Source organism: Alteromonas sp. W12, from assembly GCF_001924945.1.
GTDB lineage: Bacteria > Pseudomonadota > Gammaproteobacteria > Enterobacterales > Alteromonadaceae > Alteromonas > Alteromonas macleodii.
This window is the reverse complement of sequence record NZ_LQXH01000001.1, coordinates 162,707-179,920: the sequence shown is the minus strand read 5'-3', so window position 1 is coordinate 179,920 and position 17,214 is coordinate 162,707. Positions and strand designations below refer to the sequence as shown.

At 46.0% G+C, this 17,214-nt stretch carries 11 protein-coding genes; 3 read left to right on the top strand and 8 right to left on the bottom strand.

Annotation, left to right across the window (positions count from 1 at the left end; all coding sequences use genetic code 11):
• Positions 1-2: 2 nt before the first annotated feature.
• From AWH61_RS00740 to phoB, 7 genes are all read right to left on the bottom strand, one after another.
• Positions 3-761, bottom strand: coding sequence for a DUF3450 domain-containing protein (locus AWH61_RS00740; protein WP_014948287.1), 759 nt, complete (start codon positions 759-761; stop codon positions 3-5).
• Between the two features lie 207 nt (positions 762-968).
• Positions 969-3,665 carry a TonB-dependent receptor domain-containing protein gene (locus AWH61_RS00735; RefSeq protein WP_039234969.1) on the bottom strand — a complete coding sequence of 899 codons (2,697 nt, stop codon included), beginning with the start codon at positions 3,663-3,665 and terminating at the stop codon, positions 969-971.
• A gap of 96 nt (positions 3,666-3,761) precedes the next feature.
• Entirely contained in the window at positions 3,762-7,832 is a 4,071-nt protein-coding gene (locus AWH61_RS00730) for a beta strand repeat-containing protein (protein ID WP_075175978.1), read from the bottom strand.
• A gap of 206 nt (positions 7,833-8,038) precedes the next feature.
• Positions 8,039-8,830 carry a prolyl hydroxylase family protein gene (locus tag AWH61_RS00725; RefSeq protein WP_075176629.1) on the bottom strand — a complete coding sequence of 264 codons (792 nt, stop codon included), beginning with the start codon at positions 8,828-8,830 and terminating at the stop codon, positions 8,039-8,041.
• Between the two features lie 62 nt (positions 8,831-8,892).
• A complete protein-coding gene (locus tag AWH61_RS00720) occupies positions 8,893-9,921 on the bottom strand; it encodes a PstS family phosphate ABC transporter substrate-binding protein (protein ID WP_083605838.1) in 1,029 nt (342 codons plus the stop codon).
• Positions 9,922-9,937: 16 nt separating this feature from the next.
• Positions 9,938-11,239, bottom strand: coding sequence for a phosphate regulon sensor histidine kinase PhoR (gene phoR / locus AWH61_RS00715; RefSeq protein WP_014948282.1), 1,302 nt, complete (start codon positions 11,237-11,239; stop codon positions 9,938-9,940).
• A gap of 100 nt (positions 11,240-11,339) precedes the next feature.
• Complete coding sequence (gene phoB, locus AWH61_RS00710) at positions 11,340-12,029, bottom strand: phosphate regulon transcriptional regulator PhoB (RefSeq protein ID WP_014948281.1); 690 nt, start codon at positions 12,027-12,029, stop codon at positions 11,340-11,342.
• Between the two features lie 254 nt (positions 12,030-12,283).
• Between phoB and AWH61_RS00705 the strand changes: the two genes are divergently transcribed.
• Positions 12,284-14,014, top strand: a complete 1,731-nt coding sequence (locus AWH61_RS00705) for a sensor histidine kinase (RefSeq protein WP_039224522.1) — start codon at positions 12,284-12,286, stop codon at positions 14,012-14,014.
• A 117-nt stretch (positions 14,015-14,131) separates the two neighbouring features.
• Entirely contained in the window at positions 14,132-15,043 is a 912-nt protein-coding gene (rdgC, locus tag AWH61_RS00700; RefSeq protein WP_075176627.1) for a recombination-associated protein RdgC, read from the top strand.
• 205 nt (positions 15,044-15,248) lie between these two features.
• Here rdgC and AWH61_RS00695 read toward each other — a convergent pair whose 3' ends face one another.
• Complete coding sequence (locus tag AWH61_RS00695; protein ID WP_075175977.1) at positions 15,249-15,812, bottom strand: helix-turn-helix domain-containing protein; 564 nt, start codon at positions 15,810-15,812, stop codon at positions 15,249-15,251.
• 186 nt (positions 15,813-15,998) lie between these two features.
• On the opposite strand from AWH61_RS00695, the gene AWH61_RS00690 reads away from it, so the two are divergent.
• On the top strand, positions 15,999-17,189 hold the full coding sequence (locus tag AWH61_RS00690; protein WP_075175976.1) for a benzoate/H(+) symporter BenE family transporter: 1,191 nt from the start codon (positions 15,999-16,001) through the stop codon (positions 17,187-17,189).
• The last annotated feature ends 25 nt before the right edge of the window (positions 17,190-17,214 follow it).

Genomic DNA, 17,214 nt, shown 5'->3' with positions numbered 1-17,214 from the left:
TCTTAGTCTGTAATTGCCACTGGCAGCATTAGCAAGTCTGGTGCAAGTTGCTTCTTCGCCATGCGCAGACCTTTTGTAATTTGTGTACGGTAGCTGCTATCAAGCTCTTCCCACTGACGAGTTTGCTTGTTCCAAACACCCTGCATGCTTGCATCACGTGTTTGATAAATTAGCGCTGTGCGACCAAGGCGTAGGAATTCAACGTCACGCTCTTGACCGTTAATTGAATGAATACCGCTGTACGCTTCCATAGTGCGGCCGTAGTCCATCTCTACTTGATACGCTTCCATTACGCGGCGGAATTTTTCAGACGCAGCAACGTCGGCACGGTCCATCATAGCGCGAAGGTCAGCAACGCGATTTGCGCGCTCTTCTGGAAGGAATGGTACGTCTAGCGCAACAAACTGCTCTAGGCCGTCAATCATGCGCATCATTAGTGGCGTGATTTGACGCTCAACAACAGACACTTCATCGATAGCAGCATTTAGGTCTGCCATTTCTTGTTCTTGGTTATTGATTTGCTTACGAAGCTGAGTGTTATAAACCTCAAGGCCTTCGATTTCTTTCATCAATGTTTTGAACTGTTGAAGTTTGCTGTCGATTTGATCGGTAATACCGTTAATCTTTTCTTGCGATTTCGCCGCTGACTCGTTTATTTTCGCTGCCTCATCGACAACGGGTTTTAAGACTTCATCGTCTTGTGCAAGCACGGGTGTCGCTGCTAGCGCACCTGCCACAAGCAAGGCATTGATAAGCTTCATACATTCAAACCTTTAAAGTTAAAAGAAATCGGTTGTATCCGACTATAAATTTCTGCGCGTAGGATAGGAGTTTTCTGTGACAGTTTTATTACGAAACTGTCATAAATCGATGACTATTGTCACAAATAGAAAAGCCCGGCAGGAAAACCGGGCTTTAGATGATTGTTGCTGCTCTCTTTTTGAAGAAGCAGCACTGGCTGTATTTTCTTAGAAGTTATAAGTAATTGAAGCGTTTATACCTGTACCTACGCTTAGCTTACGCAGCGTAAGACCTTCTTGCTCAATTTCTTTCTCATCGTTGAAAATGTTTTGCACACGTAATTTAATCGTAGTGTTGAAGTCTGGATAGTAAGTATAAACAGCATCCAATGAATGGAACGGTTTTTCAATACCATCTTCAAAACCACGTACGCCAGGCGCAATGATACGTTCACCGAATGAGTTATAGACTAATGACGCTGAATGCTCACCGTTATCAGAATCCCAACCTAACTGAAGGTTAGCAACCCACTCAGAGTGACCCACTAGACGACGTTTGTCGTTAGTAATAGTCGCTGTGATTGTACCGCCGTATGCTTCACGAGCCTGCTGAGAGAACAGTGATTCTTGATCGCCACTACCAATGGTTACTTCTGAGTCAGAAAGCGTCATGTTTCCTGATACAAAGAAGTTACTGAAGTTATCACCAATAAAGCCAAGGTCGTGCAAGAATTCAAACTCGATACCGTACAGCTCACCTTCCTGACCGTTCGCCGTCAATAGCTGAGGCACACCTTCACCGCCGTCAAACTGCACCATCTCGATAGGGTTTTCCATATCTTTATAGAAAAGTGCAACAGACAAGTTGTTACCTTGTGACATATACCACTCCCAGCGGAAGTCGATATTCGTCAATTCAGTTTCAACCAATGAAGGAGAACCACGTACAAGGAATTCTGTCAGCGGGTCAATAAAGAAGGTTGAGCTGATATCACGTAGGTCAGGACGAATTAGCGTCTGGCTGATGTTAAAGCGATACTGCATTTCTTCACTTGGGATGTAAGTGAAAGCCAATGACGGTAGTACATCAGATTCATTGTAGATGCTGTCAATGATGGCATCTGTGTCGTCAGCAAACTTATCCGAGTGCTCGATAAATGGAATCGATACTTGCTGGAAGTCTTCATAACGAGCACCGCCACTTACGCGGAACTTCTGGTTGAAGAATGCATCAACCATGAAATAGCCTGCGGTAAGTTTAGTTGCCGCTGAGTACTTATCACCTGCACCTGTATTGTCCTGAAACACAGAACGACCCGTTGAGCTGGTGTAGAAGTCGTCGTTATAGATATTTTCTTGTGAGAAAATTTCATTCAAACGGCTACCTTCTTTAAAGTCAGAAGAAATACCAAAATGACGCACCGCTAAGTCAATATTGTTACCGTCACGGGTTTTGTCGTAGTAATCCATACCGGCTTTAAGTTCAACGTCGTAGCCATCGCCAAAGAACGCGGTAGACACGTTGAAGCCATAGGTATCAGACTCATCATAAAGCACCTGATATTGACGGTTTAAGTTTGTTCCTGGCGTATCATCAAGACGCTCAAGCTCTAATGCACCCGACTCATCGTAGAACTGCTGGAATGTTACTTCCATGATGTCTGGCGCTTCACGAGACGCACGGCTAGTTCCAACGTACCAATCGAAAAACACACCGTCTAACAAGTTAAGGAAGTTGTGCGTACCTTTAAGCTGTGAAGAAACCATTTCACGCTCTTCGAAAATGATATCCATGCGGCGGAATTCTTCCACGCCAGGGTTAGATTCACTTTCGTCAAAGTAGTATCCATCGCGAACACGGTCACGCATGTCGTGAAGGATCATGTTCACAAGTTCTACTTTGTGGTTGCTGTTGTACTCGTAACCCACGTTGAACATACCGCTCCAACGCACGTTTTGCTCAGTTGACACCATGTCGCGATATTTAGTGAAACGTGGATTTTCCTGACCACCACCAATATCGTTACCTAACATCTCTTCGGCAACTGTCCATTCGTTGCTGTAAGAAACCGTTGCAAGGAAACCAAGTACAGAGTCGTTGTCGAAAACGTAATTGTTACCAATGGTCGTACCCAAGCTGAAGTTCGGGTCTACAGACTTTTCGTCTGGGCCGATGTCCCAGTTAAATGAACTTAGGATATCCTGCGTTTCAGCCAGTGTTCTTGTACGGTCACCCTCGAAGCCTGCAGAACCATTTGCAGCAAGACCCGAGCTGATAATGTCAGGCAGTGCACGGGTACCGTCATCACGACCTGTCCAATCATCGCCGCCACCAGAATAGAAAACACCAGTATCGCTGTTCTGCGTATTCCAACCGCCACCTGCACTTACGTTGAATACAAACTCAGATGGGATTGATTTAGTACGAATGTTTACGTTACCACCACCAAAGTGCCCAGGCATATTGGGTGAGTAAGATTTCTGAACGTTCAGGCTTTCGATGATACTTGATGGGAATAAATCAAGCGGTACAACCGAGCGCGTAGGATCCGGACTCGGTACCGTCATGCCATTTAGCTGTGTGCTTGAATAGCGCTCACCTAAACCACGAACGTAAATAAATTTACCGTCAACTAGCGTAAGACCTGTTACACGTCGAAGTGCAGCAGCGGCATCGCCGTCACCGGTACGAGAAATTTGTTCTGCGCCAAGAATATCAGCAACGAACGCCTGATTTTGACGCTCTTGTAAAACCGCCGTTGCGGTTCCTTTAAGTCGCGTGCCCGTAGCAACGACTTCTTCAATTACTTCGTCTTCTGACTGCTGTGCTACTGCTGATAACGGTAACGCGCTTGCGCCAAGAATGGACGCGATAGCCAGCGAAAGTCCACCGACTTTAAATGCTGACGTTTGATTGTTTTTCATTGTGTAACTCCTAAGAAACTGTAATCAGGTAGCTGCGCTTACACAAAAGCTAAGGCGTAAAAACGCCTTAGCTTTACTGTGTCTCGCATTCACTTATTAGTCTTGAAGACCAACAGTTACCCAACCCAGTGTCCAGTCAGACTCACCGTCGAATGCACCTTGGAAGTCTGTGCTATCAAAGAAAGCGTCCAAAGTAGAAGCGTCGAAGCCTGAACCTAATAAAACTGAATTGCTTGCAGGTACGAAACCTGTTGAATCAAAGCCAAGTGCTGCAGTTTCAGCAAGAACGCTGTTGCCGTCTTGACCTTCAAACCACGCTTGCGTGCTGTCTGTACCAATTGTGTCTGAACCAAATGCGCTCGCAGATGAACATGCTACTGTTGAGTGTGTCACAGTTAGTGAACCTGCTGCTGCGTTAGCAATTGATTCATCACCATTCACTCGTAGGCAGTTGCTGTAGTTTGCGCCACCGGTAACCACTAGGTTTTTGATTGTTCCCGCTGTACCGTTGCGAAGACGTACACCGTTTGTATTGTCTGCACCTAAAATTGTTACGTTAGATACTGTTGGTGTCGTCAATGGTGTCCACGCAGGGTTATCTTCGTTGTTGTCAGCTTCGAACGCATTGTCGCCGCCCGCTGCATCTTGCTTGATAACTACGTACTGCGCCTTACCTGTCCAACCGAATGACCAGTCTAGAGAATCATCACCGATAGCAGTTAATACTAAGTGGCTTACGTTTACTGTACCGCCGAAGAACTCAACGCCATCATCTAGGTTTTGGTGAACTTGGATGAAGTCAACTTCAGTGCCGCTACCTACACCCGCAAATGAAATACCGTTTAGCTCATCACCTGCCGCAAGTGCTTTACCTGCGTGCTTCACGATAACGTAGCGAAGCGTACCTGAGTTATCTTCACTGTCTGCACCACCGTATAGGCCTGCATCACCTTCTGCGGCTACACCACAGTTAGCCAGTTCAGCTTCAGACGTATCACCGTCGTCACCTGTGTTACATAGGTTTGTTGGTGCGTTACCTAAGATAACTAGACCGCCCCATTGGCCGATGGCTGTTTCGCCGCCAGTCATATCTTCTGAAGATGTGAAGGTAATTGGCAGTGTTGCAGTACCAGACGCTTCAATCTTAGAGCCACGACGAACAACTAAGAAATCATCACCATCTTCACCGAATACTGTAGTACCGCGCTGAATGTAAAGTGAAGCGCTGTCAGCGTTGTCGTTACCTACCGCTGTACGACCTTTAATTAGCCAGTGAGCATCGTTAGTTAGCGATACATCAGCAGTAAACACGGTGTCAGTAGCAAGCTGATAAACAGGCTTGTCAGTAATATCTGGGAAGCTAGCAGACACGTCGGTCGCCAAGCCTTGCTCTAGTGCCGTTGTAACGTCAGCAGGAATGCTATCGTTTACCGCAACAGTCCAACCGTCCATCCAGTTGTTGTCACCGTCAAATGCACCGATATAGTCAGTTGCTGCGAAGAAGTCATTCTCTTCTGATACATCAACGCCCGCACCAAGAAGTGGTGAGCCAGAGCGAGGTGTAAAGCCATCGTTAGAAAGCATTAGTGCATCAGCGGTAAGCACGCTGTTACCTGTTTGGCCTTCGAACCATGTTTGAGTAGTACCACCACCGATAGCGTCTGAACCAAAGTTATTACCTGCTTCACAAGCAACCACTGTATGTTCTACAGAAAGCTCGCCAGATACTGCGTTAGCAATCGACTCGTCGCCGTTAACTCGTAGGCAGTTAGAGTAGCCTTCACCAGCTGTAACAACTAGATTGCGGATGTTACCCGCAGTACCGTTGCGTAAACGAACGCCGTTAGTTGTGTCAGCGCCAACGATAGTCACGTTAGAAATAGTAGGCTTAGTGAGTGGAAGCCACGCTGGGTTGTCTTCGTTATTATCCGCTTCAATAGCGTTGTCGCCACCAGCAGCCGATTGTTGGATATAAACGTTTTGCGCGTTACCTGTCCAACCGAAAGACCAATCTAGCGAGTCATCACCGATATCAGTAAGTACAACGTTACGTACGCTAACTGTACCGCCAAAGAACTCAATACCGTCATCAAGGTTTTGGTGAACTTGAATGTACTCAACTTTAGTGCCTGAACCGATACCTGCAAATGAAATACCGTTTAGCTCGTCACCCGCTGCAAGAGCGCGGCCTGCGTGCTTAACTACTACGTAGCGAAGTGAACCTGTGCTATCTGCAGGGTTATTACCGCCGTAAAGACCCGCGTCACCTTCAGCAGCCACACCACATGAAGCAAGTTCAGCGTCAGAGGTATCTGAATCGTCACCGGTATTACATAGGTTAGTTGGTGCATTACCTAGAAGTACGATACCGCCCCATTGGCCGATACCCGTTTCGTCACCGATAAGGTCTTGTACAGAGGTAAACGTGATAGGTGCACTTGCTGTACCGTTAGCTTCAATCATTGAGCCACGACGTACTACCAAGAAGTCATCACCTTGCTCACCAAACACAGTCGTACCTTGTTCGATGTATAGTGTTGCGCTGTCTTCGTTATCGTTACCTACTGCAGTACGGCCTTTAATTAGCCAGTAAGCATCGTTAGTAAGTGTAACGTCAGATGTAAATGTGGTGTCTGCAGTAATTTCGTAAACCGGCTTATCTAGGTCGAAGTCAGCCGATACGTCTGTTGCTAGACCTTGTGCAAATGCGTTTTGAACGTCAGTTGGGAAACCGCCGTTTACGCCTACCGTCCAACCTACAGTCCAGTCTGTGCCGTTAGGGTTGAATGCACCAATATATTGACCGCCGCCAAGTGCTACAGGAGAAGAGGCAGTTGGGAAGTAACCGTTGTCTTCAAGCATTAATGCAGACGCAGCTAAAACGCTGTTGCCATCTTGGCCTTCAAACCATGCTTGAGTAGTGCCACCGTTAATGGTGTCAGAACCAAAGTTGTTCGCAGGTGTTTCACACGCAACAATTGAATCAGTGATAGAAAGCTCGCCCGACTCAGCGTTAGCAATTGCTTCATCACCGTTTACACGTAGGCAGTTGTTTGCAAGTGCAGAACCCGTTACTAGAACGTTTGAAAGCACGCCCGCTGTACCGTTACGTAGACGTACACCATTGGTGTTGTCTGCACTAACAATAGTCACGTTTGAAATAGTTGGCTTAGTTAGCGGCAACCAAGACGGATTATCTTCGTTGTTATCCGCTTCGATTGCGTTGTCGCCACCGTCAGCTGACTGTTGGATATAAACGTTAGTTGCGCTACCAGTCCAGCCAAATGACCAGTCTAGTGAATCGTCACCGATGTCAGTAAGTACAACGTTACTTACGTTAACCGTACCACCGAAGAATTCAATACCGTCATCAAGGTTTTGGTGAACCTGAATATAGTTAACTGTGGTGCCTGAACCGATACCAGCGAATGAAATACCGTTTAGCTCGTCGCCTGATGCCAGAGCTTTACCCGCATGCTTAACTACAACGTACTCTAGCGTACCTGAATTATCTTCTGGGTTATTACCACCGTAAAGACCTGCATCACCTTCTGCAGAAACACCACAGTTTGCAAGTTCTTCTTCAGACGTATCTGCATCGTCACCCGTATTACAAAGGTTAGTTGGTGCGTTACCAAGTAGAACTACACCGCCCCACTGACCGATTGAAGTTTCTTCACCAGTAACGTCCTGTACCGATGTCATCACGATAGGCGCTGAAGACGTACCAGATGCGTCAATTTGAGAGCCACGACGAACAACTAAGAAGTCATCGCCGTCTTCGCCGATTACTGTAGTACCTTCTTGAATAGTTAGTACCGCTGCATCAGCGTTGTCGTTACCAACCGCCGTACGACCTTTGATGATCCAGTGAGCATCGTTTGTTAAGGTCATATCTTGAGTGATAGTTAAATCGGTATCTAAACGATAAACAGGCTTATCTGTAATCGTTCCTGAGAATTCGCTTGATACGTCTGTGGCAAAGCCTAGAGAGAACGGCGTATCTACATCAGGGGTAGTCGGTGTTGTTGGTGTTGTTGGTGTAGTTGGTGTTGTTGGAGTTGTTACTACTTCATCACCTTCATTAATATTGATGTCACCGCCACAGCCTGCAAGGACAAGCGCAGTCGTGATAGCACTTACCTTAAATATGTTACGAATTTCCATTAAATTCTCCAGATTTTTGTAATACGGATTCTAAGGTTTGCTAGAGAGTAAAGGAGATCGGTGACATTTTTGTTACAAAGTAAAAAACTTATCGAATTTATTTGAACTTTTTCAGCTTTGAACTAAAGCCAGCGTAAAGCTATTACTTTTCAATTAGATAAAACAAGATTGATTAAAAATAAAACTAAAAGCTTGGCTTGAGGTGTTTAGTTTTTCGTTCTAAACCATTTTGTTATGACAGTTTTGTGACCACGAGTGACAGGTTCTGCGAAATGAATACTGTTAAGGTTGGGGTCGCCAGAGGGCAGCAAATTATTCCAAAAGAGTGCCATTCCCTTTTTCGGTTTTACTGCAATATCTAGCTTGGTGAAGCGGGTGTGACCGCCGTCACATTCATCATTCAAGTAAATCATGCATGTCCACGTTCGCTGACCACGCGATAGACAATGCGCTTTGTACTGCGGGCTTCCTGGAGGAAAGAAGTCGTAGTGAGGTTTGTAATATTCCCCAACATTGTAGTGCTGGGCCTGAATAACTTCCCCTTCTCCCACGCCCAAACTAAGGGTTGAAACAATGCGACTATCAACGTCTTTGACTAGCTTATTACCGAGAAAGGCTAATTCACATGTTGAAGAGGTTCTAATGTCATCAGCGCTAGCGGCTCCTGCCAATTTAGAGGGCGCGAGTTTATCTTTGGTCAGCGCAACAATGTCGTCACACTCTTGGCTGCTCAAGAAGTCATCGTACGAGAAGAGCTGAATGTCACTGGGCTCGGCAAGTGGCTTAGCCTGTTCCACGCGGGCGATAGCACTTTTTGCTAGCTTCTCGTAGAAACTTGAAGAGGGTGAAAACTGATAATTAGTGGGCAAATTGGCGCCGAGCACTTTTTTGATAGTGTCGGGAGAAAAACCATTTTCCGCTAGGGTTGTCACGATAGTTGGCACAGCTGTCCCTGATAGCAGGCATTTGACAACCCATTGTTTCCACGCTGGCGGCATATACGACACAGTTTTATCCTTTGCTTTTAACGGCGAGTGATGCGGCTTCTACTTTCGCTTTTCTATTCCAATAATCGACGTTGGCGTACCAGTACGTCTTCACGAATGGGGAAATATCCGTCTCTTAACACCTGCTGCTGCCCTTCCTGTGACAAGATATAGCGCAAAAACTCCCTTTCCAGAGTAGGTAAAGGCTCACCGGGCTTTTTATTTATCACTAAATAAAGAAAACGGGCAAACGGATACGTTTCGTTGCGCACCGTATCAATAGAAAGAGGGATTAAGCTGTCTAGCGACTCACCTAAAGGCAGAGCGCGAACTCCTGCGGTTTTATAGCCGTAAGCGGCATAGCCAATCGCGCCTGTACCGCTGGCCACGGACAATACTACAGATGCAGAGCCAGGTTGTTCGTTTACCGTATTCTTAAAGTCACCATCGCACAGCGCCATCACTTTAAACAAGCCGTAAGTACCCGATACTGAATTTCGACCGTACAGTCTGATAGGAGAACGATAGCCTATATCGTCAACGCCGAGCTGAGACCAATTGGTAATGGCTGTATTGCTGCCACAAAACTGGGTTTCAGAAAACACCGCGTCAACTTGCTCAAGGGTCATACCCGGCAGCGGATTGCGTCTATCCACAAAAATGGCGATGGCATCCATTGCCACTTTTAATACCGTAGGCGGGTAACCATGGGTTCGCGTAAAATCCCGTATTTCACTGGGCTTTAATTCTCGGCTCATAGGGCCTATGGTGGCGGTACCTTCAATAAGTGCCGGCGGAGCGGTAGATGAACCGGACGCCTGTATTTGAAAGCCGACCTGAGGATAAAGGATTTTGAATTCCTGTGACCAAAAGGTCATTAAGTTTGCCAGCGTGTCCGAGCCAACAGAGGATATTTTTCCTGCCACCCCAGGCTTACGTTCATAGGCAGGTACTTGATAGCTACCAGAAGCAGATGACGAGCTTTGAGTATTTTGAGAATCAGCCAGAGTTCCAAATGGTAACAATAAGCCTATTACTAAAAGTAACGTTGAAAGGCGATAGCGTTGCCCTTTCATCTTGTTATGCTTTTTGCTCACCAACACTTCTCGCCTCTTAGGGTTACAGTTGCTCTGCAATCAACTCGTTATCCAGTACAAACGAGAAATTGCTGCCCTCACCCAATGTACTGGTTATATCTAAACGAGAATTATGATGACTTAGTACATGTTTTACAATGGAAAGGCCTAAGCCAGAGCCACCGGTTTTGCGAGAGCGCGCTTTATCCACGCGATAAAAGCGCTCGGTAAGGCGGTTTAGATGATTTGGCTCAATACCATCACCGTTATCTACCACAGAAAATTGCGCGCCATTGGGTTTACGTCGCCAGTACACATTAATTTCGCCACCAGCAGGTGTGTAGTGCACCGCATTAAACACTAGGTTTGAGCAAGCACTTCGAAGCTCGGTCTCTACACCGAAAACATAGAGTTCTTTGTCGATGTGGAAGTTTATTGTGTGGTTTTTCTCTTTATTAAGCGCCTGCGCTTCTCTTTCCACTTGCGCAAGGACCACAGGAATATTCACAACATTTTCGTAGATGCGTTCCGAACTTGCTTCAATGCGCGACAACACCAGCAAGTCTTCTATCAAGTTTTGCATACGGTGGGTTTGCGATGTCATTTCTTTCATCGCTTTTTGCATGAATGGATCGGAGTCTTCATCAATAGGAAGAATTTCAAGGTATCCGTTAATGACCGTTAGCGGCGTACGCAATTCATGAGACACATTTGCAACAAAGTCCTTACGCATTTCTTCAAGCTGGGACACCCGCGTTATGTCACGGGCAATCAGCAACAAGTGCTCATCGCCATACGGCATAATCCGGTATTCAAAGGTTTTGTTGGGGTTGGTAGGTGACGGTACTTCAATGGGGTATTTATAATTTCCTGCATGAAAGTACTGAATAAACTCCGGATGGCGCAACAAGTTGTCGATTCGACGCCCAGAGTCTTGCGGCCATTTAAGCCCTAAATCCAAGCGAGCAAGGCGGTTACACCAAATAATGCAGGCCTTAGCATCAACCACTACCGCCGCATCAGGCAAGGCCTCAGACCCCTCTCTAAAGCGCTTTACCAATTCACCAAGCTCTTTACGCTTATTGCGGTTACGACGCTGAAGGTAATAAATCCCTTCATAAATATGTTCCCACACGCCACGCACGGTAGGTGGAGACATTTTACGACTATGCCATAACCAGCGATTTAGCTTGTAAAGATGCCAGTAGTTAAACAGCAAAAGCAGGGTTGCGCCAATAGCAACGGCGAATAACATATCATCTAGATACCACCCGACTAGCGCAAAAACCACAAGGAATAGCACTAAGCGCAATGTACTTCTCAACCAAGAGAACGGGTAATACATGAAATAGCTCGCGTTGTTAAAGGTGGAATTGGGCGCATGCCCAGATGGCGCAGCGACATCAAGGGAATAACACTATGTTACTCCCTAAACACTACATCTATTACAGCTTAGTAGAAAAACGGTAACCCGCGCCGCGTACTGTTTGGATCATAGCATCATGTCCGTGGCGAGAGATAGCTTTGCGTAGACGTCGAATATGTACATCTACCGTTCTGTCTTCAACGTAAACATTGGTTCCCCAAACATTATCTAGCAGTAGCTCTCGGCTATAGACACGTTCTGGGTGCGTCATAAAGAAGTGCAACAACTTAAATTCAGTCGGCCCCATGTCTAACGGTTCTTCATTCGCCATTACGCGATGTGATACCGGTTCAAGTTTAAGACCATTAAATTCAATGGGCTCCTCGCTTGATGTAGGCGTAACTCTTCGCATCACTGCTTTTATTCTTGCCACAAGCTCTTTCGGCGAGAATGGTTTAGTAACGTAGTCATCAGCGCCAGCATCCAGGCCGCGAATTTTGTCTTCTTCCTCGCCACGGGCTGTAAGCATGATGACGGGAATGTCACGAGTAAACTCGTGCTGCTTTAAACTTTTAGCTAGCTGTACACCGCTTCCTCCCGGCAACATCCAATCTAATAAGATTAAATCTGGGTAAGGTTCGCAAATTTTTTCTTGCGCGATGTCGAAATCTTCGGCTTCAATAATGTTAAAACCAGATTGCTCAAGCACAAACTTAAGCATTTCACGGATAGGCGCTTCGTCCTCAACCACCAACACTGTACGAGACATCGTAATATTCCTGCTCATTTTTAAACGCCGTTATTATTAATGTGGTCTGTGACAGTTTTATTAAAACGATTACATTTATGTGTCAAGTTTAATACAAGCTTGTTCCAAAGTTTAAATACATAATCTTGTTTATTCATACGATTACGCATATTCTTGAAATTACATAAAACCGACTGTTATTGTTGCAAAGGTGAGCAACTACCAAGCGTTGTCGGTGATTTAAAAGGTCTGATGTAACAGGGGTGTGTTTATCGATGGCTGCGGTCAAGACAGGGTTATCAAGGAAACTCTTAGCCAGAGTGTTGTCAGTGTACTTTTCTCTCACGCTGCTAGTGACGGTAGGACAGATCTTTACAGAATACCTCAGCACGAAAAATCACGTTGAAGGCGAGCTTCAAACGCTAAAAAACACCTTTTCTTCTAGCCTGACCCGCGCTTTGTGGGAACTTAACCACGACCAAGTGCGTGCCATCGCCGAAGGCCTTATGTCATTGCCTATTGTTGAAGGGCTTCAAGTTCGTGGTGAAAACGGTAACTACATTGCCGAGTACGGCATCCGTGCTCAGCGCTCTCCTGCTCCGGTTGACCGTGAAATAATTGAAGATCATCCCGGCGGCGTATTTAGCTACAGCTTCCCACTAGTATTTAAATTCTCAGGTCGCGAATCTACGGTTGGCGACGTTACCTTGTATTCTAGCTTTGATACTATTTTTAGCCGTATTGAAGTAGGCGTATTTTTTCTTATCGGTAATGCGTTAGTAAAAACCACCTTTCTGGTCTTCTTGTTCATGACCGCATTTCGCACCATGCTTTCTGAACCGCTGCAAACCATTACCGAGCAAATGGGTAATTTCGATCCTCAACACCCAGAAGAGAGCAAACTCAGCATAAAGCTCGATGATGACAACGAGCTATTACAGCTTAAGGAATCTTACAACCACGTTATTGACGACCTGATTATTTCAAACAATAAGCTGAAAGACGCGCAGAATGAACTCACTCTTGCCAACAAGAAGCTAGACGACCAAAACCTGATTTTAGAACAAGAAGTGGCAAAGAAAACAGCGTCGTTGTCTCAGATCATGCTCGACTTAGAGCAGCAAAAAGACGAGCTTATTGCCCACCAGCGAGAGCTTCGCCAAGAAAACGAAAATCGTCAGTATATAGAAGCCGAACTGCGCAAACGTAACCAAGAGCTAGCCAGTTCGATGGATACACTTCATCAAGCGCAAGAGCAATTAGTCGAGTCGGAGCGCATGGCGTCGCTGGGCGGTCTGGTGGCCGGTATCGCGCATGACGTAAACACGCCATTAGGCGTGAGTGTGACCGCAGCAAGCTTTCTACAAGAGCGACTTAACAATTTAAAGACCGACTTCGAAGATAAAAGCCTGACCAGTAAGAACATGGCAAGCTTCATCGATGAAGCAGAACAAACTGCGCTACTACTTTTAAGTAACCTAGAACGCGCATCTGATCTTATCGCCAGCTTTAAACAGGTGGCCGTTGACCAGACCAGTGAAACCGAGCGCGAATTTGTGTTGGGCGACTATATTAACGAAATTATTCAGTCACTTAAGCCAAGCTTTAAGCATACTGAACATCAAATTAACGTATCCTGCCCCGATAATTTAGTTGTGACCTGTGCACCTGGCGCCATCGCTCAAATCGTTACCAATATGGTGGTTAACTCAATTACGCACGGCTTTGAAGGCAAAGCGGCCGGCTCTGTAACACTAGATGTAAAAGAAGATGGTGATAATGTTGTGATCCACTACCAAGATGACGGAAAAGGTTTAAGCGAAGAAGAGCTCAGTAAGTTGTTTGATGCCTTCTTTACTACCAAACGCGGAGAAGGTGGTAGCGGTCTAGGCACACATATTATGTACAACCTAGTTACACAGTCACTGCATGGACATATAGAGGCCGACAGTACGCTTGGCAACGGCTTACAGTACACCATTCGTTTTCCGAAAAAGAGTGCTTAACCTTTCTTGCCACTATCAATCTAAGGTGCCCGCTTTCTAGGGCCTTTTATTCAATTGCACCGCGAGTCTTACGTTGGTAGGCTTGCGCCCTATTTTTATCAAGAGAATGCTTACACTATGTGGTTTAAAAATGTAAAAGCCTATCAAATTACTCAGCCGTTATCGCTAGACGAGGGCGATTTAGAACGTGCCCTTAACGAACACGCTTTTCGCCCGTGCGGTAGCCAGGACTTAGCAACCATGGGGTTCGCCTCTCCGTTTTCTCAGGCGGGTAAGCAAGGCACCATGTTCCATGTTGTTCAACAGCGTTTTTGGATAACCCTAAAGAAACAAGAAAAGATCTTGCCCGGCGCAGTGGTAAATGCCGAACTTGACGAAATGGTGGCCAAAATTGAAATGGAAACCGGTTCGCCAGTTGGTAAAAAAGCCAAAGCAGATCTTAAACAAGAAATTCAAACCCGTTTGCTGCCCCAGGCATTTACAAAAAACACCTACACTCACGGCTTTATTTCGCTTGCTGACAACTTAGTCGTAGTTGACGCATCATCTGATGGCAAAGCCGAAGCCTTTTTGGCCATGGTAAGAAAAGCCATAGGCTCACTTCCAGTAGTGCCATTTACGCGCAGAAGCCTTCAAAGCGAGCTTACGCACTGGGTTACTGAGTCAACACCAGAAGGTGTAGGTCTTCTTGAAGAAGCTGAGCTTAAATCTACCGATGACACTGGCAGCGTTATTCATTGTAAGAACCAGCCGCTAGACAGCGAAGAAATTAGTATTCATTTGGATGCCGGTAAGCTGGTTCAAAAGGTTGCATTCGAATATGCAGAGACGTTGACGGCTATTATGTGTGAGGATGGCGCCATTAAACGTGTTAAGTTCACCGATCGCATTAAAGAAGAAACTGACGATGTGCCAAAAGATCAGGTTGAAGCTCGCCTTGATGCAGAGTTCGCGCTTATGTCAGCCGAAATTTGTACACTGCTTAACTTCCTTCGTGGTGCGCTTAATCTTAACGACGATAGTTTATAAACTTATGGCAAATAAATATTAAGCCGATGAAAAAGATAGCCTAGCGCTATCGAAAAGCCTAATCACCTTGGGGTAGTTAGGCTTTTTATTAGGTCCTGTTAATTAACTTGCTTGTTTGAACTGGCAACCGTCATTTAGCGCAAATACTTCTTAGCTTTTTTCCTAGCCTTTCTCCTAGCTTTTGCAAGAAAGTTTCCCAACCGCTTTAAGTTGGATAGTGAATAACCACAATAAAGCGCGTTTCTCCTACTTCATCTCGATAACCGTGGGGCTGGTCTGCGCGTAATGTACACTGCTCTTGCTCTTGATAAGTTTGCCATTGACCATCTTGCAAAACCCCTAACTTTCCTTGTAGTACGTGAATATGTTCGGTGACGCCTATTTGATGCGCCGAAGAGTGCTGCTCATGAAAGTCCGTTAAGCATAGTTCAAACATTTCAAACTGGGTGGCTGAGTTAAACGGAAATAGCGTTTTTATGGTTACGTTTGGGTCGTTAGCGAACTTGTTGTCGGCATGTTGGGACGTAGGTGCGGTTTCATCACCTGACAAGAATGAAGAAAAAGAACACGCAAGACCGGTTGCTATCTTCCACAAGGTAGCGATTGTGGGGCTAGACTCGCCTCGTTCTATTTGCCCCAACATGGCTTTAGACACTCCCGTCAACTGCGCGGTTTTATCAAGGGAAAGCCCCCGAGCTTTACGAACAGACTGCAGGTGGTGTGCAATACTTCTTGAAATAGCAGAAGGCTGCGCATTTGCTTTTGTCATGTAATGAAGGCCTTTTATTTTGACGCTGAGTTTAATAAACCAGTTGTGCGCTATAACGCACAGATGTTAAGTTAACTATTGTACGTTATAGCGCACAAAAAGGTAGAGTAGCACATTCGATAGACACTAAAAGCGTGTTTCATCGCTCGGTCGATTCCAAATCGAAATTCCATCACGAGGGTTTTCATGAGCAAGTGGAAGTTAAGTCATATCAGCGCAGGGCTAACCGCGGTTACAGTGGGTTACAGTAGTTCTGTTGTCATTATCATTGATGTAGCGCGTAAAGCCGGCGCCAGCGACGACATGGTAGTGAGTTGGTTGTTGGCGCTTGGGCTCGGTATGGGCATTACCTGCATTCTGTTTTCGTGGCTATCCAAACTGCCCGTTGTTACCGCTTGGTCTACCTCAGGCGCGGCTTTTTTGTTAACCAGTATCGGTGACTACCGTTTAAGTGAAGCCATTGGTGCATTTATACTATGTGCCTTGCTTTCTCTTGTAACTGCGCAAAGCCGTAGCCTGCTCAAACAAATAAGTCGGATTCCCCCTGCAATCTCATCGGCGCTTTTGGCCGGCATTCTCTTACCTATATGCCTTGCGATATTCAGTGATGTTAATGACGCACCGTACTTAGTTGCGTTATTTATCGCGGCTTATTTAGTAGGAAGCCGACTATTTCCCCGCTATCTTATGCTGTTGTTGCTGGTCATGTCGGTGACCATTAGCTTGTTTATGAGTAGTGCAGATGGTGTGGTTGCTCTATCAAGCGACTCACCAGGGCAGCCATCAATATTCACCCTGCCCGAGCCTATTTGGGTAACGCCCACTTTCTCACTGAGTGCTGCCATTGGATTAGCATTTCCCCTTTTTCTTATCACCACGCTTTCTCAAAACTTGCCAGGCATAGCTATTCATCACGCCCATGGCTATACGCCCGACCACAAACCCATTTTGTCAGGCATTGCCATTGTTCAAGCCTTATTAGCACCTTTCGGTGGTTTTACCTTTAACTTAGCAGCGATAACAGCAGCGCTATGCATGGGCGAGCAAGCGGATGATGAAAAGTCGCAGCGCTATAAAGCCGCTATAGCAGCGGGGGTGGCGTATTTGTTCATGGGGTTATTAGCGTCTGTGGTCGTTGCGCTATTTGTGAGTATGCCCAGTATCATTATTCATCTGCTTGCTGGACTAGCCCTATTAGCTACGCTGCAAGGAGCGGTGGTTCGCGCCATGGAAGTAGAGCACCACAGGGCTCCTGCGTTGCTTACCATGCTGTGTACGGCGTCAGGATTTAGTTTATATTCCATGACTTCAGCGGTGTGGGGATTAGGGTTAGGTTTAATGCTGCTTTACGTTCAAAAGAAGCCTGTTAGCGCGTAGCAGCATTTGTTTGCTTTATGCTGTT